Raw genomic sequence first — 19,486 nt, forward strand, 5'->3', positions numbered from 1 at the left:
GCGATACACAGATTCGCGCGGGGGCGGACTTTGCGGCTTATTTTGCGGTGAGCACGCCGAACCCCTGCTTCTTGAAGAAGGGCGCGCCCTCCGGCCCGACCAGCCAGCTCAGAAACTTGCCGGCCGACGCCTTGGCGGCGGCGGTCAGCGCGATCGGATAGCGGATCGGCGCGTGGCTGGCTTCGGGGAAGGTGGCGACCACCTTGGTCTCCTTGGCCGCCGCCTTGGCGTCGGTGAGATAGACCACGCCCAGCGGCGTTTCGCCGCGCGAGACGTAGAGCAAGGCCGAGCGCACGCTGTCGGCCAGCGCCAGATGATCCTTCACCGAGTCCCAGATGGCGAGCTTGGTCAGCGCCGCCTGGCCATATTTGCCGGCGGGCACGCTGGCCGGATCGCCCATCGCCAGACGACCGTCCTTCAGCACGCCGGTCACCGCGGCGGCGGTCAGCTCCACCTTGTCGGGCCCGGCGGTCGGCGCGACCAGCACAAGGTCGTTGGACAGGAAATCCTTGCGGCTCTCAGGGTTCACCAGCTTCTTTCCAGCCAGATAATCCATGCTTTCCTCATCGGCGCCGATGAAAATGTCGGCGGGCGCGCCGGCCTCGATTTGCCGCGCCAGCGGGAAGGAGGCGGCGTAGGACACGGCGATGTCCTCGCCGGTCTTGGCCTTCCAGGCGGCGCTCGCCTCGCCCAGCGCGTTTTTCAGGCTGGCGGCGGCGAACACCGTGAGGCTGGAGGTCGCGGCGGCCGGCGGCGCGGAGTCCAGCGCCAAGGCGGGCGTCGCCGCCAGCGTCAGGGCGAGCAGAAAGCCGCGCGGAAAACCAGGGAGAAAGCTGGAGAAACGCATGGACGGATTATCCTTTAAACTGGTTTCATGGCATAAGGGGTTTGCGGCGCCGCACGCGTGGCCGCAAGCCAATATGTAAAAGCTTTATCGCATAGAGGATAGTATGCTGGAAGCAAACCTGGGCGCCGCGGCATTCAAACAACATGAATTACGCGCCCGAATTTTGGGCGAATTGCACGCCAGACCGACACGTCCTCTGGAAAGCCCTGCGCGCGTTCTGCATTTCGGCTTCCTGCTGGACTCCGGACAGGCGGAAGCCGACCGCGAAGCCGTCGTTTCGGCCGCCCTGGCCAGGGGCTTGCCGGGGCCGGACGCCACGGCGCGGCAATATCGGGTGGAGATGGCGGGCGTCAGCCTGACCTGGGAGCGGCACGGCGAATTCGTCACCCACAGCTGGGAATTCTCCGGCGAGGAAAACCTGTTCGACCCCACGCCCGCCGCCCTCATGCAGAAGGTGCAATTGCTGCCGCAGCCCGGCCCGCTGCTGGTCGCCGCCGACCTGCACCTGCTGTCCGGCGACACCGACCCGGCCATTCTAAGCCAGGTGTTTGAACCGCTGCAGCCGGCGGTCAGCGAGGCCAACCACGGCCGCGCCCTGATCGCCTCGGATTTCGCGCCCGACACATTCGGCTTCGTGCGCCTCGTCGTCATCAACCGCTCGATGCCGGCGATGGCCTCGGGACGCCTGACGCAGCGGCTGCTGGAAATCGAGACCTATCGCACCCTGGCCCTGCTCGGCCTGCCGGAAGCGCAGCGGCTCGGGCCGTCGATGCGCGAGATCGAAACGAAACTGCCGCGCCTGCTCGCCACGCTCAACCAGTCCAAGGGCGTGGCGCAGAACCGCGAATTGCTCGACGAAATCACCGGGCTGGCCGCGCAACTCGAAACCGAATCCGCCCTCAGCCTGTATCGGTTCGGCGCCACCCACGCCTATAACGATCTGGTGCAGGAGCGGCTGGAGGCGATCGACGAAACCGCCCTGCCCGACTATCCCAGCTGGAACGGCTTTCTCACCCGCCGCCTGCAGCCGGCGATCCGCACCTGCTTCAATGTGGAGAGCCGCCAGGCCGACCTGTCGCGCAAGCTTTCGCGCGCGGCCGAACTGTTGCGGACGCGCGTCGACACCGAGGTGGAGCAACAAAACGGCGACCTGCTGCGCCAGATGGGCGAGCGCGTGCAATTGCAACTGCGCCTGCAACAGACGGTGGAAGGCCTGTCCGTCGCCGCGATCACCTATTATATCTCCAGCGTGCTGCTCAAGGTTCTCGAAGGCGCCCATGAAGCCGGAGCGCAACTGAACCCGACCGTGTGGACCGGCGCGGCCATCCCCTTTATCGCCGGTTTCGTCTGGTGGACGGTGCGGCAAATCCGCAAGCGGCACTTCGAGGAGTGATTGAAGGCGCCAAGGTCCTCGCGCCAAAACGCGGGGACCTTACCTTGACGCGCGATCATCCAATCAACTCGCCCCGCCTCAGTCCTTGCGCCAGACGAACAGCGAACTGAGCGCGAAATTCCACACCGACCCCATCACCACGCCGGCCAGCGCGGCGAAGGTGATGAAGCCGTAGCGGTTGAACAGAAGATCGGCGATGCCGACATTGGCGACCGCGCCAATGGCGCAGACGCCGTAAAAATACATCAGACCCAACAGCATCGGGCCGAAGCCCCGGATCTTGGCGTCGCGATAGGTGATCGCGTTGTTGATGAAGAAATTGGTGGTCATGGCCACCACCACCGCCGCGCTCTGGGCGAAGTCGAAATCCAGGCCCAGCGCCAGGGCGGCGTAAAGCGTCGCCATATGCACGCCGACGCCGGTCGCGCCCACCAGGGCGAAGAAGATGAAACGCACGGGAATGCGCCCGCCCGACACTTTGTTCAGCATCAGGCCGATGAAATCCAGCCCCACCTTGATGTCGAACTTCGATTCGCCCGCCAGACGCTCGCGAAACATGTAGCCGACCTCCTCGACCTTGAGCCGGCGCGGCGCGGAGGCCACGAGATCGGCGAGAATCTTGAATCCGGCGGAGGACAGGCGCGGCGCGCATTCCTCCACGATCTCGCGGCGGATCATGAAGAATCCGCTCATCAGATCGCTGAATTCGGCGCGCAGCGCCCGCTTGGCCAGAGCGGTGGCGATCCGGCTGATGGCGGCGCGCCGCGCCGAAAAGCCGTTGTCGGCCGAGCCGCCCTCGACATGGCGGCTGCCGACGACGAGTTCGGCCCCGCCGCGAATTTTCTCCAGCATTTTCGGCAGGATGCTCTCGTCATGCTGCAGATCGGCGTCCATCACCGCCACAATCGGCGCGGCGGAGGCGAGCATGCCCTCGATGCAAGCGCCGGCGAGGCCGCGCCGGTTGACGCGCCGCAGGCAACGCACCCGCGAGTCCTCGCGCGAAACCTGCTTGGCGAGCGTCCAGGTGCCGTCCGGCGAATCGTCGTCCACCACGATCATTTCCCAGGCGACGCCCGAGAGCGCGACATCGACGCGACGGATCAGTTCGCGCAGGTTGGCGCTTTCGTTGAAGGTGGGAATGACAAGGGTCAGTTCGGCGGCCACGGAACAAGCTTTCGATTGGGCTATCTTTTCAGCAGGGAACTCTGCTAGCTGCATTGCGCCGCGCAGTCCAGCGAGCCGATGCGCCGCCCGCGCGGAGCCGCCGGTTCGCAACGCGCGCTTTCGAGATGGAACGCTTGTATGGACCGCCTTTCCCTTGCTCCCGATGGCCTCGCGTCGGCCTCCGCGCGCAGTGGCGCGCGCTTCACACCGGAACGGCGGCTGGCGGGGTTGATCCTAGTCGCCCTCGGTTTAAGAATTATTTTCGCAACGTCACTCGGCCTCGGCATGGACGAGGCCTACACCGTCGCCACCAGCCGGGATTTCGTGCTCAGCGCGTTCGACCACCCGCCCCTGAGCTGGTGGCTGGCGACTTTGGGCCACCGCCTGTTCGGCGAGAGCGATCTGGCGCTGCGCCTGCCTTTCATCCTGCTGTCGGGACTGACCACTGTTCTGATGTTCCTGCTGGGGCGGCGGCTCTACGGCGCCGAGGCCGGGTTCTGGGCGAGTTTCGCGCTGTGCTGCGCACCAGTCCTCGGTGTGATCGACGCGAGTTGGGTGCTGCCTGACGCGCCGCTGCTGCCGGCCCTGCTCGGCGGCGCTTGGGCGCTGGCGCATGTGTTTTTCGATGAGGACGCATCCCGGGCGCCGCTGTGGTGGCTGCTGGCCGGCCTGTGTTCCGGCCTCGCGCTGCTGTCCAAATATCACGGCGTATTTCTGCCGGCGGGCGCGTTTTTGTTCATGCTGTGCAGCCCGCGCCATCGCGCCTGGCTCAAGACGCCATGGCCCTGGCTCGCCGGCCTGCTCGCCCTGGCGCTGTTCGCGCCGGTCTTGATCTGGAACGCGCAGCACGATTGGGCCTCGTTCCTGTTCCAGGGAGGCCGCACCGGCGATCCCCGCCTCAATCTGAAGGCGCCGTTCCTCCTGCTGGGCATGCAGGCCCTGTTCCTGCTGCCGTGGATTTTTCTGCCTTGCGTTTTTCTGCTGGCGCGCGCGCTGCGGCGCGGCCCGGCGCAGGAGAGGGATTTTCTGCTGGCCTGTCTCGCATTGGGGCCGGTGGTCGCCTTTACCCTGCCCGCGCTGTGGTCGGCCAGCCGCGTGCTGCCGCATTGGGCCGCGCCGGGCTACCTGCTGCTGCTGCCGCTGCTCGGCCGGGAAATCGCGGAAGCGTTCGCCCAGGGCGTCCGATGGATTGGCCCCGCCGTGACCGGCGCCGGCGTCGTGGTCACGGTGTTGATCGCGCTGCTGGCCGGGCTGGCCAACCTGCGCCTGCCGGCCCTGAGCGGCGCGCGCTATCCGTTGCTGGAAACGCTCGACTGGACGGACGTTTCCGACGCTTTTTTCGCGCGGGTTCTGGCGCGCGAAGGCGCGTTCGTCGGCGCCTCCCGCTGGTTTGAAGCGGGCAAGATCGACGCGGCGCTGGGCGGACGTCTCCCGGTGCTGGCGCTGTCCGACGATCCGCGCGGCTTCGGCGCCACCCGCGATCCGCAACGATTTTTGGGCCGCGACGCGATCCTCGTCGGGCGTTATCTCACGCTCGAACAGGCGCATCAGCTTTACGAGGATCATTTCGATTCGATCGAGCCGCTGGCGCCCATCGCGATCACGGCCAATGGCGCGCCGGCGTTCGAACTCAAACTTTACCGGGGCCGCAACTTCCACGACCCCGCGCCAGAATTCACGCTGGGGCTGAAGCCGGTTCACGCGCGGGCGGCGCGTCCCAACGATCCACATTGACCCGAGTCGTTTTGCGCCTCAGCCTGCGCCGCGGAACCGATGAGAGGGCAAAATGCGCGGCGCGACGCCCACCCGAACGGACCGATCCCGTCTGCTGCGGCGCGATGCGACTTCGGCCGAAGCGAAACTTTGGTCGCGCCTGCGCGCGCGAAGACTGAATGGCTTCAAATTTGTCCGGCAGGAGAACATTGGCGTCTATTACGTCGATTTCGTCTGCCGCGAGGCAAAGCTGATCGTCGAGGTCGATGGAGCGACGCATTCGACCCCGCGCGAGCGCGCCCATGATCACCGCCGGGATATGTGGCTCGTCGAACAAGGGTTTCGCGTCCTGCGCGTGACCAACGCCTACGTCTTCGAAAATATTGCGGGCGTATGCGAGACAATCCTGCACGCCCTGCTTCCCCCGACGGCGCCAACTCCCTCTCCCCGCACGCGGGGAGAGGGCGGGGGTGAGGGGGACGCCGGCGCTGGCTCGCCCGGGTCAGCCTGCGGTCGCCCCGACAGTCAAGATTGAGCTTGGGGTTTTGCCCCTCACCCTAACCCTCTCCCCGCACGCGGGGAGAGGGGACAGGTTCGACACTACCCGCCGATTTTCGAGAAATCCGCCACCAGATGGATCGCGCGGCGCAACTGGGCCAGCAGGCTCAGGCGGTTCTTGCGAATCTCCGGGTTTTCGGCGTTGACCGTCACCTTGTCGAAGAACGCGTCAGTTGGCGCGCGCAGCGTTGACAGGGCCTGCATGGCCGCCTCGAAATTTTCCGCCTTGAGCGCGGAATCGGCTTCGGCCGTGGCCGTCTCCATCGCCGCGAAGAGAGCCTTTTCTTCCGCGTCGGTGAGCAGGCTGGCGTTGGGCGCGGCCTCGAAGGCGCCGGCGCCGTCCTTTTTCTCCTCGGCTTTAAGAATGTTGGCGGCGCGCTTGTAGCCCGCCAGCAGGCTGGCGCCGTCCTCGGTTTTGAGAAACGCGTCGAGCGCCTCGATGCGGCGCACGATCAGGACGAGATCGTCCTCGCCAAGGGCGAAAACGGCGTCGAGCAGATCGTGGCGGGCGCCCCGGTCGCGGAGGTAGACCTTAAGACGATCAGCAAGGAAAGCCAGCAGGTCCGATAACTGGTCTGTCTTTGCTAAAAGTTCCTCACGCGAGATAGGGTGCTGGATGCGCTTGCTATACTGTTGCCAAGCTTGATCTAGATTCTCATCCGCGCGGCCAAGAGCGCCTTGAGCTGCTGCTAAATGATCGAAGGCTGGCTGAACTTTTGCCTTTGCAATATCAGAATTCGCAAAGATGAAGGGGAGAAGAAAGGCGTCGTTTATGAGACGCAGCCTCAGCCCGTTTTCCAAAATGATCCGAATTACCCCGAGAGCTGCGCGCCTGAGGGCAAAGGGGTCCTTGGAGCCCGTCGGCTTCTCATCAATGCCCCAAAAGCCGACCAGCGTATCCAGCTTATCGGCCAGCGCCACCGCCACGCTCACTGGCGCATTGGGGATGCGATCCGTCGGCCCCTGCGGCTTATAATGCTCCTCAATTGCCGCAGCGACCTCCGCATCCTCGCCCTGCAATTCGGCGTAGCGGCGGCCCATCAGACCTTGCGTTTCCGGGAACTCGCCAACCACTTCCGTCACCAGATCGGCCTTGGCCAGTTCCGCCGCGCGCGCCGCCTTCGCGGGGTCAGCGCCGACCTTCGGCGCCAATTCGCGCGCAGCCTCAATAATACGAACGATGCGCGCGCCCTGCGTGCCCAGCTTGGCGTGGAACACGATGTTCAGCGCGCGCAATTTCGCCAGCCGCTGGTCGAGCGGCTTGCCCTGATCGGCGAAATCCGGCAGCGGCGCCTGATCGGTCTTCCAGAAATACAGCGCGTCGGACAACCGCGCCCGCACCACGCGGCCATTGCCGGCGGCGATGGCCTTGCCGCCGTCCGTGGCGACCACGTTCGACACCAGCAAGAACTTGTTGGCCAGCCCGCCGGTGGCGGGATCGCGCAGCACGAAGCATTTTTGATTGGCGCGGATGGTGGCGCGGATCACCTCGGCGGGAATGTCCAAAAAGCTGGCGTCGAACGCGCCCATCAGCACGACCGGCCATTCGACCAAGCCGGCGACTTCGTGCAGCAATCCCTCGTCCTCGACCAGCTCCAGCCCCTGGGCGAAGGCTAAATCCTTGCAATCGTGCAGGATAATGTCGCGACGGCGCGCCGGGTCGAGCACGACCTTGGCGTCGTAGAGTTTTGTGACGTAATCGTCGAACCGCCGCACCTTGATCGCGCCGGGCGCCATGAAGCGATGGCCGTAAGTGACATTGCCGGCCTTGACGCCGCCGACCTCGAACGGAACGATGTCCGGCTCCTCGGTTTCCGGCCCGAACGTGGCGACGATGGCGTGCAGCGGACGCACCCAGCGCAGCGGGTTCGGCTCGGACGAACCGGCGCCCCAGCGCATCGCCTTCGGCCACGGGAAATTCTTGATGATCGCCGGCAGGATGTCCGCCAGCACGTCCAGCGTGGGCGCGCCCTTCTTCTCGATCACCGCGACATAGAACTGGCCGCCCTTCTTGTCGGTGTCGATGCGGGCGTCATCCAGCGAGGCCAGCCCCGAGCTTTTCAAAAAGCCGGCGAGCGCCGCCTCGGGCGCGCCGACGCGCGGGCCTTTTTTCTCCTCGCGCTGGTCGGGCTGGCTGGTCGGCAGGCCGACGACATGCAGCGTCAGGCGGCGCGGGGTCGCAAGAGCGGTGGCCGCCTCATACAACAGGCCGCGCTCGACCAGAGCGTCGGTGACGAGCTTTTTCAGGTCGGCCGCCGCCTGCGCCTGCATGCGCGCCGGGATTTCCTCGGAGAAGAGTTCGAGCAGGAGATCGGACATTTTTCTTATTCCTTGGAGGCGGCGAAACCCGCGCCGTCCGTCTTCATCCAGGCGGCGCCGCAGGCCTTGGCCAGTTCGCGCACGCGAAGGATGTAGGACTGGCGCTCGGTGACCGAAATCACCCCACGCGCGTCGAGCAGGTTGAAGGCGTGGCTGGCCTTCACGCATTGGTCATAGGCCGGCAGCACCATCTGGTGCTTGCCCTCGCCCCGGTCGCCGAACGCCAGCAGCGCCTTGCATTCGGCTTCCGCGCGCTCGAAATCGCCGAACAGTTTTTTCGTGTCGGCGGCCTCGAAATTGTGGCGGGAATATTCCTGCTCGGCCTGCAGGAACACGTCTCCGTAGGAGATGCGGTCGGCGCCCTCCAGCCCGTTGAAATTGAGGTCGTAAACATTCTCGACGCCCTGCACGTACATGGCGAGGCGTTCGAGGCCAAACGTGAGTTCGCCCGAGACGGGAGAACATTCCACGCCCGCGACCTGCTGGAAGTAAGTGAACTGCGACACTTCCATGCCGTCGCACCAGCATTCCCAGCCCAGGCCCCACGCGCCGAGCGTCGGGCTTTCCCAGTCGTCCTCGACGAAGCGGATGTCGTGCAGAGACGAATCCACGCCGATGGCGGCGAGCGATTGCAGATAGAGATCCTGCAGATTGTCCGGGCTCGGCTTCAGGATCACCTGAAACTGGTAATAGTGCTGCAAGCGGTTGGGGTTCTCGCCGTAGCGGCCGTCCTTGGGGCGGCGCGAGGGCTGCACATAGCAGGCCTTCCACGGTTTTTTCCCGAGCGATCGCAGCGTGGTGGCCGGATGGAACGTGCCGGCGCCGACTTCCATGTCATAGGGCTGCAGCACCACGGCGCCCTGGCTCGCCCAGAACTTTTGCAGCGTGAGGATGAGGCCCTGAAAACTCTTCTTCGGGTCCAGCGCCGAAGATGGGGCGGAAGGCGTCTGTGTCATTTCTTCTCTGAAGGTTGTGCGACGGCGCGCGCAAACTAAAGGCGCGGACCGGAAAGGGAAAGCCGAATTTTCCGACCGGTCGGGCCGAACAACGTCCGCGTTCAAGCGTTGTTCAGCCGGGGAGTGTTAACAAATCGTCAACAAAGGAGGTCAGTCATGACCACGATGGGCGACATTCTCAAGACGGCGGCGGTGGCGGGCGCGCTCACCCTGGCGGCGCAACCCGCATTCGCGTTTGGCGGCCACGGCGGATTCGGCCATGGCGGCTTCGGCGGCGGAGGCTTCCATGGCGGAGGCTTCCACGGCGGAGGATTCGGCGGAGGCGGATGGCACGGCGGCGGGTGGCACGGCGGCGGGTGGCATGGCGGCCACCATGGTTGGGGCGGCGGCGGATGGGGCTGGGGCGGCCCCTATGTCGGCGTCGGCTTCGGCGCCCCCTATTATGGCGGCTGGTATGACGACGGCTATTACGACAGCAGTTGCCAGTTGCGCCGCGTCACGGTGCAAACCGCCTATGGCCTGCGCTGGCGGACCGTGCGCTACTGCTACTGAGCGCTAATCCGCGAACAACCGGCGCCCGTGGCGGTGGACCTCCTCCGCCACGGGCGTAAACTTGCCGTCCGCGCCATGCAGGACAAGGCCGGGCAGCAGCGCCAGCGGCGCTTTCGACCCTTTTTTTCCGCGCAGGATGACCCGAATCGCCGGCCGACCCTCCCTCGGAAAAATCGGAAAAACCTCCAGCCCGCCCAGCCGCCCCTCAAAACCGGCCAGAATGTCGTCGAGCGCGTCGGCGCGGTGAATCATGGCGAAGGAGCCGCCGGGACGCAGCAGCGCCAGCGACGCCTTCAGCCAGCCCGCCAGACCGCCCGCCCCCAGCACATGGGCCATGGCGCGATGGGCGTCCGGCGAGACGCGCGCCGCCCGCGCTTCAAGAAAGGGGGGGTTGGTGACGACGACGTCGGCCGCCTCCACCAGTCCTTTAGCCTTGCGCGCAACGGCGTCGAACAGATCGGCCTCCGCCAGCCGGACCCGCTCGCCCAGCGCGTTGGCCGCGATATTGCGCCGGGAATCCTCGGCCGCCACGGGATTTTTCTCCAGCAGCGCGATCCGCGCGCCGGGATGGGCCAGCGCCAGCAGCAGCCCCACCGTTCCGGCTCCGGCCCCGACGTCCACGGCCAAGCCGGACCCGAGCGGAGGCGCGGCCGCCGCCAGCAGGACCGCGTCGGTTCCGGCGCGGTGCCCGCCGCGCTGAAACAGCTTGAGACGCCCATCGAGCAGCAGGTCAGGAGACTTTTCTTCCGGCATGATCCAGGACAATAACGGCGGCCCTGTCGGTAAGTCCAATCCTTGCCTCCTTGCTCCCGCCCGGTTAAGGACCTATGGTCGCCTTTGAAAGCTTGGCGCTTGCGCCGCAGGGGGTTCTATCTTGGGTGTAGTCGTTTCCTTCGATGAAAAATCCGCTGATCCCGGCATGGAAGCGCTGGTCGCCCTGGTCGCGGCGGATATGAACCGGGTGAATCAAACCATCCTGTCGCGCACCGGCTCCGACGTCGCCATGATTCCGGAAGTCGCCAACCACCTGATTTCCTCCGGCGGCAAGCGCCTGCGCCCGATGCTGGTGCTGGCCACCGCCGGCATGTGCGGCTACCAGGGCGAGGGCCATGTCAAGCTGGCCGCCGCCGTCGAATTCATGCACACCGCCACCCTGCTCCACGACGATGTCGTCGACGAGAGCGACATGCGCCGGGGCAAGCAGGCCGCGCGCAAGCTGTGGGGCAACGAGGCCAGCGTCCTCGTCGGCGATTTCCTGCTCGGCCAGGCGTTCCGCATGATGGTCGAGGTCGGCTCGCTCTCCTGTCTCGACGTGCTGTCGGTCGCCGCCACCGTGATCGCCGAGGGCGAGGTGATGCAGCTCGCCGCCGCCAAGGATACGGAAACCACGGAAGACGCCTATCTCGCGGTGATCCGGGGCAAGACCGCGGAATTGTTCGCCGCCGCCGCCGAAGTCGGCCCGACCGTGGCGCTGCGCCCGAAGGCGGAAATCGCCGCCTGCCGCGCCTATGGCATGAATCTCGGCGTCGCCTTCCAGCTGATCGACGACGCGCTGGATTACGGCGGCTCGGCCGCCAAGCTCGGCAAGAACGTCGGCGACGATTTCCGCGAGGGCAAGATCACCCTGCCGGTGGTGCTGTCGTTCCGGCGCGGCAACGAGGCCGAGCGCGCCTTCTGGAAAAAGGCGCTGGAACAGGGTGAAATCGCGGAAGGCGATCTGGAGAAGGCGCAGGGGCTGATGACCAAGCATCGCGCGCTGGAAGACACGATCGAGCGCGCCCGCCATTATGGCGCCATGGCCCGCGACGCCATGGGCATTTTCCCGGATTCGCCGTGGAAGCGCGCCCTGCTCGACGTGGTGGATTTTTGTATTAGCCGCGCGCATTGAGGCTTTGGCCGGCGCGTCTCTCACGAGCATCGCGCTTTAAGTCGTCGCAAAACGTGTGGCCGGCCTCGACGCGATCTGCGGGGGCTGCGACGAGCCGGAAGCCTTAGGCGCGAGCGCCTTATTGGCAGATGCGGCTGCGCATCTCGGCGGTCATCTGCTCGATGCGCGCGCTCAACGCGCCCACCGTTTTGGTCAGGTCGATGTTCTGCTGCATCAACTGGCTGACCTGCTCGGTCAAATCGTTGTTCTGCCCCAGCATCTTCAGCAGCAAGTCGCTTTGCAGCTTCATCTGCGCCTGGCGCTCCGCGCTGGCCCGGGCCAAATCCTCGCGATGCAGCGCATCCGCCTCGCTATTGGCCTTGTCGCGCTCGGCCTGCCGGGTCTGCGCCAGCAGGATCAACGGCGCCGCATAGGCCGCCTGTAGCGAAAAGGCGAGATTGAGCAGGATGAACGGATAGACGTCGAAGCTGGTCCAGCCCGCCAGATTGACCGCTATCCACACCAGCACGATGAACGTCTGCGCGATCAGGAAGGTCGGCGTGCCGAAGAATCGGGCGAAGGTCTCGGCCTTGTGCGCGAACCAGTCGTCGCCAAAAACGGCGTTCAAATGGGCGTGCGCGGCGTGAAACCGCCAATGATGTTTTTCGGGCGCGCGCTCGCTCATGCTATCTCCTGACACCGAATCATTCGGCTCCGGCGGCGACGAACGTCACGACGCCGCGTCGAAATAGCTTTGCAAGATGCGCCCGTAAATCCGCGTCAGCGCATCAATGTCCGCGACGGGAACGCGCTCGTCGATCTGGTGCATGGTTTTGCCGACCAGCCCGAACTCCAGCACCTTGCCGTGCTGCGCGATGAAGCGGGCGTCCGACGTGCCGCCGGAGGTGGAATATTCGGGACGCCGCCCCGTTTCGGCGGCTATGGCCGAAGCCACCCGCGCGGTGAAATCGTCCGGTTCGGTGATGAACGACACGGCGTTGCACGGGTCGAATTCCAGCGCGAATTTCTCCGGGGGACGCGCGCTTTCCAGACGGCGCAGGATTTCGGCCTTCAGCGTGTCCGGCGTCCACCGGTCGTTGAAGCGCACGTTGAAGCGCACCAGCGCCTCGCCGGGAATCACGTTGGTCGCGGCATTGCCGATATCGATCGAGGTGATTTCGAGGTTGGAGGCGTCGAACCAGGCCGTGCCGGCGTCGAGCGGCGTCTCTTTCAGCGCCGCGCACAGCGCCAGCACATGGCCAACCGGATTGTCCGCGCGCTGCGGATAAGCGACATGGCCCTGCTGGCCGATCACCCTCAGACGCCCGTTGAGCGAGCCGCGCCGGCCCACCTTGATCATGTCGCCGAGTTCATTGGGATTGGTCGGCTCGCCGACGATGCAATGGTCGAATTTTTCGCCCTGCTCCGCCATCCAGGCCAGCATTTTGACGGTGCCATTGACCGCAGGCCCCTCCTCGTCGCCGGTGATGAGGAAGCCGATCGAGCCGCGCAGCGGGTTTTCCGACAGATAAGCCAGGGCGGCGGCGGCGAAGGCGGCGATGCCGCCCTTCATGTCGGCGGCGCCGCGCCCGAAAAGCTCGCCGTCCACAATGTCGCCGGCGAAGGGATCGGCCCGCCATTTGGCGGGGTCGCCAGGCGGCACGACGTCGGTATGGCCGGCGAACAAGAGATAAGGCGCGCCGGACCCGATGCGGGCGTAGAGATTGTCGATATCGGGGCTGCCGGGTTCCGAAAACGGCAGGCGGCGGCAGGAAAACCCGGCCGCCTCCAGTCTTTGCTGCAATACATCGAGCGCTCCGGCGTCGGCGGGGGTCACCGAAGCCTTGCGGATCAGATCGCGCGCCAGCGCGACGCCGGGGCTCAATTCATCCATGTCAGTCGCGCAGCAGCTCGTTGATGGCGGTCTTCGCGCGCGTCTGCGCGTCCACCGTCTTCACGATCACCGCGCAATAGGTGGAGGGGCCGGGCTCGCCATAGGGCATGATTTTTCCGGGCATATTGCCCGGCACCACCACGGAATAGGGCGGCACATAACCGATATGGACCTCGCCGGTCTTGCGATTCACGATCTTGGTCGAGGCGCCGATAAAAACGCCCATCGCCAGCACCGAACCCTCGCCGACCACCACGCCTTCAACGACTTCGGAACGCGCGCCAATGAAGCAATTGTCCTCGATGATGGTGGGACCGGCCTGCAGCGGCTCCAGCACGCCGCCGATGCCGACGCCGCCCGACAGATGCACGTTCTTGCCGATCTGGGCGCAGGAGCCGACCGTCGCCCAGGTGTCCACCATGGTCCCGGTGTCGACATAGGCGCCGAGATTGACGAAGCTCGGCATCAGGATGACGCCGGGCGCGATATAGGCGGAACGGCGCACGATGCAGCCGGGCACGGAGCGGAAGCCGGCCTGCAGGTGATCCTTGACGCCCCAGCCCTCGAATTTCGAGGGCACCTTGTCGTACCAGGTGGCGCCGTCGGGGCCGCCGGGAATCACCGTCATGTCGTTGAGGCGGAACGACAGCAGCACGGCCTTCTTCAGCCACTGGTTGACTTTCCAGGCCTCGGCGCCGGCGACGCCGGGAGTCTTTTCGGCCACGCGAAGCTTGCCGGAATCGAGCAGATGAAGCGCCGAATCAACGGCGTGGCGAATGTCGCCGCCGGTTTGGGCGTTGATGTTCAGGCGATCTTCGAATGCGGCGTCGATGATGGTCGCAAGCGCGTGCGGCATGGGGTTCCCCCGTCAGGTTTATGGCTTTTGGTTTCGGGGTTTGGGGCGGGGATGTCAAGGTTGCGGGCGGACAACAGGGATGTTCAGCGCACAAGCCCCGCCAAAAACCCCGCCAGATCGTCGGTCACAAAATCCACATGCGGCGGCGCGACCTCGTGCTTCTCCCAGTCTTCGCGAAAATCCTCAGCCCCCTCCTTCGGCTTGACCAGCACGGTCAACATGCCGCTGGCGTGGGGAACCTCCAGATTGTGAACGATGTCCTCGAACATGGCGGCGCGGGCGGGATCGACGGCATGGCGGTCGAAAAACCGCTGATACGTCTGCAAATGCGGTTTCGGCAGGTAATCGCCGTGCTCGATGGCGAAACAATCGTCGAACAGATGGTCGATCCCCAATTGTTTCGCCGTCGCCAGCGCATGGGCGTGCGAGCCGTTGGTGAGAATCAGCTTGCGCCCCGGCAACGCCGCGATCGCCGCCGCCAAAGCCGGATTGGGGTCGAGCGAACTGCGGTCGATGTCGTGGACGAAGCGCAGGAAATCGGCGGGATCGACCTGATATTCGTGGATCAGGCCCGAAAGCGTCGTCCCGAACGCCCGGTAATAGTGCTTTTGCAACGCCCGCGCGGACAGGCCGTCGAGGCCGAGCATCGCCGCCATATAGGCGGTGATGCGGGCGTCGATCTTGGGCCACAGGTCGCTGTGCGGCGGATAGAGGGTATTGTCGAGATCGAACACCCAGGTTTCGACCTGGGCGAAATGGCTCAACGCGCGTTTGATCGGAACAGAAATCGTCATGCGATTCCCATATGGGCGCCGCATGACAGGAATACGAGGCTTCGCCGTCGCATTAACGGGTGATCAGCGTGCCGGCGCCGTGGTCGGTGAACAGCTCGATCAGCACGGCGTGCGGAATCTTGCCGTCCAGAATCACCACGCCCTCGACGCCCTGCTCGATGGCGTAAATGCAGGTCTCGACCTTGGGAATCATGCCGCCGGTGATGGTGCCGTCGGCGATCAGCGCCGGGATTTCGCCGATCTTCAGCGTCTTGATCAGCTTCTTGTCCTTGTCGAGCACGCCGGGCACGTCGGTGAGCAGCAACAAGCGCTTGGCCTCGATGGCGCCGGCGATGGCGCCCGCGAACGTGTCGGCGTTGACATTATACGTCTCGCCCTCGGCCCCCAGCGCGATCGGCGCCAGCACCGGAATCAACTCGCGGCCCAACACCTGTTCGAGCACGGTCGAATCGACCTTTTCCGGTTCGCCGACAAAGCCGTAATCCACGGCGGGCTTGCCGTCCTGCTCGGCCCGCTGGATTTTCTTGGCGGTGACGAGATTGCCGTCCTTGCCGCACAGGCCGATGGCGTGGCCGCCCTCGTTGTTGATGATGCCGACGATCTGCTTGTTGATGGCGCCGGCCAGCACCATCTCCACCACCTCGACGGTGGCCTGGTCGGTGATGCGCAGGCCGTCGGCGAATTCCGACTTGATCCCGAGTTTCGCCAGCATGGCGCCGATCTGCGGGCCGCCGCCATGCACCACCACCGGATTGACGCCCGATTGCTCCAGCAGAACCATGTCGCGGGCGAAATTGCGCGCGGTGTCCTGGTCGCCCATCGCGTGGCCGCCATATTTCACCACCACGACCGATTCGTCGTAGCGCAGCATATGCGGCAGGGCCTGCATCAGGATGCGCGCCTGATTCACCGCTTCGGCGGTGTCGAGGGGCTGCGAGGTGGGAAGATCGCTCATGATACCGCCTTTTGAACCGGCTGGAATGGATGCGCGGACTTATTAGCTTGAGTCCGCCGCGCCCCTCAAGCGCGCAGGCGCGCGAAAGTTTCGCGGTCCCGCTCGGACATCAGCCGCACGACCGCCGCGCGCAGATCTTCGACTGATTCGCCCGAATGCGACGACAGAAAAATGACGTCGGGATGCGCGGCGGGATGCTTGCTCAAGGCGCGACGGGCGTCATCGAGGGTTTTGTCCACCAGCGACTTCTTCACCTCGTCGCGCTTGGTCAGGACGACTTGATAGGACAGCGCCGCCTGGTCCAGCGCGGTCAGCATTTCGTGATCCACGTCCTTGACGCCGTGGCGCCCGTCGATCAGCACGAAGACGCGCGCCAGCGTGGCCCGCCCGCGCAGAAAATCCTTCATCAGGCGGGTCCAGTTGGCGATTTTCTCCTTGGAGACCGCCGCATAGCCATAGCCGGGCATGTCCACCAGCCGCAGCAACGGCGCGGCCGGCTCCGGCCCAAGATCGAAGAAATTGAGCTGCTGGGTGCGTCCCGGCGTGTGCGAGGTGCGCGCCAGCGTCTTGCGCGTCGTCAGGGCGTTGAGCAACGAGCTTTTGCCGACGTTGGAGCGCCCGGCGAAGGCGATCTCCAACGGCCCCATCGGCGGCAGACCGTCGATCTTGTCGGCCGCCCAGACGAATTCGCAGTTCTGCGCAAACAGCCAGCGGCCGATTTCGGCAAAGTCGGGAGTGTCCGGTTCTGTCACGCGAGGTCCGTTTCCTTAACGCGCGAAAGCGCCGAAGCGGGGCTCCGGCGCTTTCGCTGCGGGCGAGGCCGCTACTTTTTCTTGAACGTGCCGGCGATGTTGCCGAACAGTTCGATCCTGGCGCCGGCCTGTTTCATGATCAGGCCCTGCTGCGCGACCGACAGCACGTTGTTCCAGGTCCAGTAGATCACCAGACCCGCCGGGAACGAGCCGAGCATGAAGGTGAAGATCACCGGCATCCACGCGAACATGGTTTTCTGCACGGGATCGGTCGGCTCGGGGTTCATCTTCATCTGCACCCACATGGACACGCCCATGACGAGCGGCCAGACGCCGAGATGCAGCAGGTGGCCGAACACCGGCATGACCGTGGGATCGAAGGGGATGAGGCCGAACAGGTTGAACACATTGGTCGGATCGGGCGCCGAAAGGTCCTGGATCCAGCCGAAGAACGGCGCCTGCCGCATTTCGATGGCGACGAACAGAACCTTGTAGAGCGAGAAGAACACCGGGATTTGCAGCAGCACCGGCAGGCAACCCGAGACCGGGTTCACCTTTTCCGCGCGGTAGAGCTTCATCATCTCTTCCTGCTGCTTCTGCTTATCGTCGGCGAAGCGCTCCTGGATCTCCTTCATCTTCGGCTGAATGACCTTCATCTTCGCCATGGAGGCGTAAGACTTGTTCGCCAGCGGGAAGAACAGGGCCTTCACAACGAGGGTGATCAGCAGAATGGCGACGCCGAAATTGCCGACCAGATTGAACAGGGTTTCCAGCAGCCAGAACATCGGGCGGGTGATGAAATGGAACCAGCCCCAGTCGATCAGCATGTCGAACTTGCTGACGCCAAGATCGTTCTGATAGTGCTCAAGAACCTTGCTTTCCTTGGCGCCGGCGAAAATCCGGGTCGAAAGCGTCAGCGATTCGCCGGGCGCGAGCGTCTTCGATTCGCCGAAAGCGTCGGCCTGATATTGCGGCTTGACGCCCGAAAACTCGCGGAACCAGCCCTTGTAGCCCTGGGCCGTGTCGGGAATGATCGCGGTCGCCCAATATTTATCGGTGAAGCCGAGCCAGCCCCCGGTCGCGAAGGCGTCGACCGGCAGAACCTTGGCCTTGTTGGTTTCCTTGGCGATCTGGGCGTAAGTCAACTCGGTCGAGGCCTGGTCCGCGCCGACTACGCCAATGAACCCTTCGTGCAGCACGGCGTAGCCGGAGGTTTTCGGCTCGCCCTGCCGGGTGGCGGAGGCGTCGGAAAAGAAGTTCACCGCCTCCTTGGCGTGATTCTCCACCGTGTCGGCGACCGTGAACAGGTAATTCTCGTCCACCGAAATCTTGCGCTTGATGACGAGGCCCTTGCCGTTATCGAAGGTGAGCGTCACCGGCGTCGTTTCGGTCAGGCGCTGGCCGTCGGCCTTCCACAAGGAATCGGACTTCGGCAGATCGACCGAGGCGCCGCGCGGCGCGACATAATTGACGTCGACGAAATAAGCGTCGGGCGCGCCCGAGGGCGACAGCAGCACGATGTTCGGGCTGGTCGGGTCGGTGGTCTCGCGATAGGCCTTGAGCGAAAGGTCGTCGAGGCGCGCGCCCTTGAGCGCCAGCGTGCCCGAGAGCTTTTGCGTGTCGATGACGATGCGCGGGCTGGCCGCCAGCGCTTCGCCGCGCGCGATGGCCGGCGGCAAGGGCGCGACGGCGGCCGCTTCGGGTTGCGGCGCGGCGGGATCGGGCGTCTTGCCGCCCATTTGTTCGAGCTGGCTCTGCGTCTGCCGGGCCTGCTGCACTTTCGGCGCGGCGAAGAAATAATTCCAGCCGACGATGACCATGACCGACAAGGCCATGGCGAGGAGGAGGTTCTTCTGATCGTTCTGCATGTTCAACGGTCTGACTTGCGTTCGGCGGAATGGATTTTCTGCAGGGCGCGGAGGAATTCGCCGCGCAGCTCGTCGAAACTCGTGGTCAGCGCCTCGATTCGGCCGACCAGGACATAATCGGTTCCGGGCTTGGTCCGGGCGCCGGCGCCCGCGGCATGAAGACGGACGATTTCACGCAGGCGGCGGCGGATACGGTTGCGGACGACGGAATTTCCGGTCTTTTTCGTGACCGTGAATCCGAATCGCGGGGCCGAACCACCCTCGCCTTGAGCGCGGCTGCGGGCCTGCAGCACGAAGCCGCGCTGATGCTGGCGGCGCCCCTTGGCGGCGGCGAGAAACTCGGCGCGTTTCTTCAACCGCTCAGGCCGCAACAAAGAAATCGCGTCGCCTTCGACCGGAGCCGAAGGGCGGCGCGATTCGATTTCGCCGTCGCCGGGACGGGACATGGCGCGAAACCGCGCCGAAAATCAGGCGGAGAGGCGCTTGCGGCCGCGAACGCGGCGAGCGTTGAGCACCTTGCGGCCGCCGACGGTGGCCATACGGGCGCGAAAACCATGGCGACGCTTGCGCACGATCTTGGAGGGTTGATAGGTCCGCTTCACGGTGAACTCCGATTGTCCGAGGCGCCGGACTCAGCCGACGCCGAAGTGTTCAAGGTTTCGCGCTTCGCCGGTTCCTGTTTGCGTCATGCGCAGGCTTGGCCCGCGATGAGGATGCAAACGCCCGTCGACGTCGGCGCGAAGCCGAAATCGCGAGCGGCCTTATAGGGGCAAGGGACGCCTAAAGTCAACGCGGGCGGCGCGCGAAAGGATGCGTGAAAAAATTGCGACAACGCCCTTGCCAAACGAAAATGGAGCCGTTAAACACCGCCTCAGTCGCGGCGGCCAAGCCCGTTGCGAAAGGCGCCCGTAGCTCAGCTGGATAGAGCACCAGACTACGAATCTGGGGGTCAGGAGTTCGAATCTCTTCGGGCGCGCCATTCTAAAAACAAACAAGAC

At 64.9% G+C, this 19,486-nt stretch carries 19 protein-coding genes and 1 tRNA gene; 6 read left to right on the top strand and 14 right to left on the bottom strand.

The genetic code is table 11. The annotated features are described in order from the left end of the window. Window positions 1-37: 37 nt before the first annotated feature. Entirely contained in the window at window positions 38-847 is an 810-nt protein-coding gene (gene modA, locus CFB24_RS05750) for a molybdate ABC transporter substrate-binding protein (RefSeq protein WP_088519644.1), read from the bottom strand. Window positions 848-950: 103 nt separating this feature from the next. On the opposite strand from modA, the gene CFB24_RS05755 reads away from it, so the two are divergent. Next, the gene (locus tag CFB24_RS05755) at window positions 951-2,240 is read left to right on the top strand and encodes a DUF3422 family protein (protein WP_088519645.1); all 1,290 of its coding nucleotides are present in this window, start codon (window positions 951-953) and stop codon (window positions 2,238-2,240) included. A gap of 78 nt (window positions 2,241-2,318) precedes the next feature. Here CFB24_RS05755 and CFB24_RS05760 read toward each other — a convergent pair whose 3' ends face one another. Continuing rightward, complete coding sequence (locus tag CFB24_RS05760) at window positions 2,319-3,404, bottom strand: glycosyltransferase (RefSeq protein WP_244593089.1); 1,086 nt, start codon at window positions 3,402-3,404, stop codon at window positions 2,319-2,321. Window positions 3,405-3,542: 138 nt separating this feature from the next. Between CFB24_RS05760 and CFB24_RS05765 the strand changes: the two genes are divergently transcribed. Both CFB24_RS05765 and CFB24_RS05770 read left to right on the top strand, forming a co-directional pair. Beyond that, window positions 3,543-5,138 carry an ArnT family glycosyltransferase gene (locus tag CFB24_RS05765; RefSeq protein ID WP_158255127.1) on the top strand — a complete coding sequence of 532 codons (1,596 nt, stop codon included), beginning with the start codon at window positions 3,543-3,545 and terminating at the stop codon, window positions 5,136-5,138. 52 nt (window positions 5,139-5,190) lie between these two features. Then, window positions 5,191-5,652, top strand: a complete 462-nt coding sequence (locus CFB24_RS05770) for an endonuclease domain-containing protein (RefSeq protein ID WP_088519648.1) — start codon at window positions 5,191-5,193, stop codon at window positions 5,650-5,652. A 65-nt stretch (window positions 5,653-5,717) separates the two neighbouring features. Here CFB24_RS05770 and glyS read toward each other — a convergent pair whose 3' ends face one another. Both glyS and CFB24_RS05780 read right to left on the bottom strand, forming a co-directional pair. After that, window positions 5,718-7,994: a glycine--tRNA ligase subunit beta gene (glyS, locus tag CFB24_RS05775; protein WP_088519649.1), complete on the bottom strand. Its 2,277-nt coding sequence runs from the start codon at window positions 7,992-7,994 to the stop codon at window positions 5,718-5,720. Window positions 7,995-7,999: 5 nt separating this feature from the next. Next, window positions 8,000-8,917, bottom strand: a complete 918-nt coding sequence (locus tag CFB24_RS05780; RefSeq protein WP_088520089.1) for a glycine--tRNA ligase subunit alpha — start codon at window positions 8,915-8,917, stop codon at window positions 8,000-8,002. A gap of 189 nt (window positions 8,918-9,106) precedes the next feature. Here CFB24_RS05780 and CFB24_RS23000 point away from each other — a divergent pair, with 189 nt between their 5' ends. After that, window positions 9,107-9,502, top strand: coding sequence for a hypothetical protein (locus tag CFB24_RS23000; protein ID WP_425332115.1), 396 nt, complete (start codon window positions 9,107-9,109; stop codon window positions 9,500-9,502). A 3-nt stretch (window positions 9,503-9,505) separates the two neighbouring features. On the opposite strand, the gene CFB24_RS05790 is transcribed toward CFB24_RS23000, so the two are convergent. After that, window positions 9,506-10,294, bottom strand: coding sequence for a tRNA1(Val) (adenine(37)-N6)-methyltransferase (locus CFB24_RS05790; RefSeq protein WP_244593088.1), 789 nt, complete (start codon window positions 10,292-10,294; stop codon window positions 9,506-9,508). A 127-nt stretch (window positions 10,295-10,421) separates the two neighbouring features. Here CFB24_RS05790 and CFB24_RS05795 point away from each other — a divergent pair, with 127 nt between their 5' ends. After that, complete coding sequence (locus tag CFB24_RS05795; protein WP_088519650.1) at window positions 10,422-11,390, top strand: polyprenyl synthetase family protein; 969 nt, start codon at window positions 10,422-10,424, stop codon at window positions 11,388-11,390. A gap of 118 nt (window positions 11,391-11,508) precedes the next feature. Here the strand turns inward: CFB24_RS05795 and CFB24_RS05800 are convergent, their stop codons facing one another. From CFB24_RS05800 to rpmH, 9 genes are all read right to left on the bottom strand, one after another. Then, on the bottom strand, window positions 11,509-12,054 hold the full coding sequence (locus CFB24_RS05800; protein WP_088519651.1) for a DUF1003 domain-containing protein: 546 nt from the start codon (window positions 12,052-12,054) through the stop codon (window positions 11,509-11,511). 45 nt (window positions 12,055-12,099) lie between these two features. Further along, window positions 12,100-13,263, bottom strand: coding sequence for a succinyl-diaminopimelate desuccinylase (gene dapE / locus CFB24_RS05805; protein WP_088519652.1), 1,164 nt, complete (start codon window positions 13,261-13,263; stop codon window positions 12,100-12,102). Between the two features lies 1 nt (window position 13,264). Beyond that, window positions 13,265-14,119, bottom strand: coding sequence for a 2,3,4,5-tetrahydropyridine-2,6-dicarboxylate N-succinyltransferase (gene dapD, locus CFB24_RS05810; RefSeq protein ID WP_088519653.1), 855 nt, complete (start codon window positions 14,117-14,119; stop codon window positions 13,265-13,267). Between the two features lie 83 nt (window positions 14,120-14,202). Beyond that, window positions 14,203-14,913, bottom strand: a complete 711-nt coding sequence (locus tag CFB24_RS05815; protein ID WP_088519654.1) for a pyrimidine 5'-nucleotidase — start codon at window positions 14,911-14,913, stop codon at window positions 14,203-14,205. A 52-nt stretch (window positions 14,914-14,965) separates the two neighbouring features. After that, entirely contained in the window at window positions 14,966-15,868 is a 903-nt protein-coding gene (argB, locus tag CFB24_RS05820; RefSeq protein WP_088519655.1) for an acetylglutamate kinase, read from the bottom strand. A 65-nt stretch (window positions 15,869-15,933) separates the two neighbouring features. Next, window positions 15,934-16,620: a ribosome biogenesis GTP-binding protein YihA/YsxC gene (yihA, locus tag CFB24_RS05825; protein ID WP_088519656.1), complete on the bottom strand. Its 687-nt coding sequence runs from the start codon at window positions 16,618-16,620 to the stop codon at window positions 15,934-15,936. Between the two features lie 71 nt (window positions 16,621-16,691). Beyond that, window positions 16,692-18,488: a membrane protein insertase YidC gene (gene yidC, locus CFB24_RS05830; RefSeq protein ID WP_088519657.1), complete on the bottom strand. Its 1,797-nt coding sequence runs from the start codon at window positions 18,486-18,488 to the stop codon at window positions 16,692-16,694. A gap of 2 nt (window positions 18,489-18,490) precedes the next feature. Beyond that, window positions 18,491-18,868 carry a ribonuclease P protein component gene (gene rnpA, locus CFB24_RS05835; protein ID WP_425332118.1) on the bottom strand — a complete coding sequence of 126 codons (378 nt, stop codon included), beginning with the start codon at window positions 18,866-18,868 and terminating at the stop codon, window positions 18,491-18,493. 87 nt (window positions 18,869-18,955) lie between these two features. Then, entirely contained in the window at window positions 18,956-19,090 is a 135-nt protein-coding gene (rpmH, locus tag CFB24_RS05840; RefSeq protein WP_088519659.1) for a 50S ribosomal protein L34, read from the bottom strand. 300 nt (window positions 19,091-19,390) lie between these two features. Here rpmH and CFB24_RS05845 point away from each other — a divergent pair. Further along, window positions 19,391-19,467 (top strand) — tRNA-Arg (locus tag CFB24_RS05845). Window positions 19,468-19,486: the final 19 nt, after the last annotated feature.

The sequence above is a fragment of the Rhodoblastus acidophilus genome (assembly GCF_900187365.1).
Classification (GTDB): domain Bacteria; phylum Pseudomonadota; class Alphaproteobacteria; order Rhizobiales; family Beijerinckiaceae; genus Rhodoblastus; species Rhodoblastus acidophilus.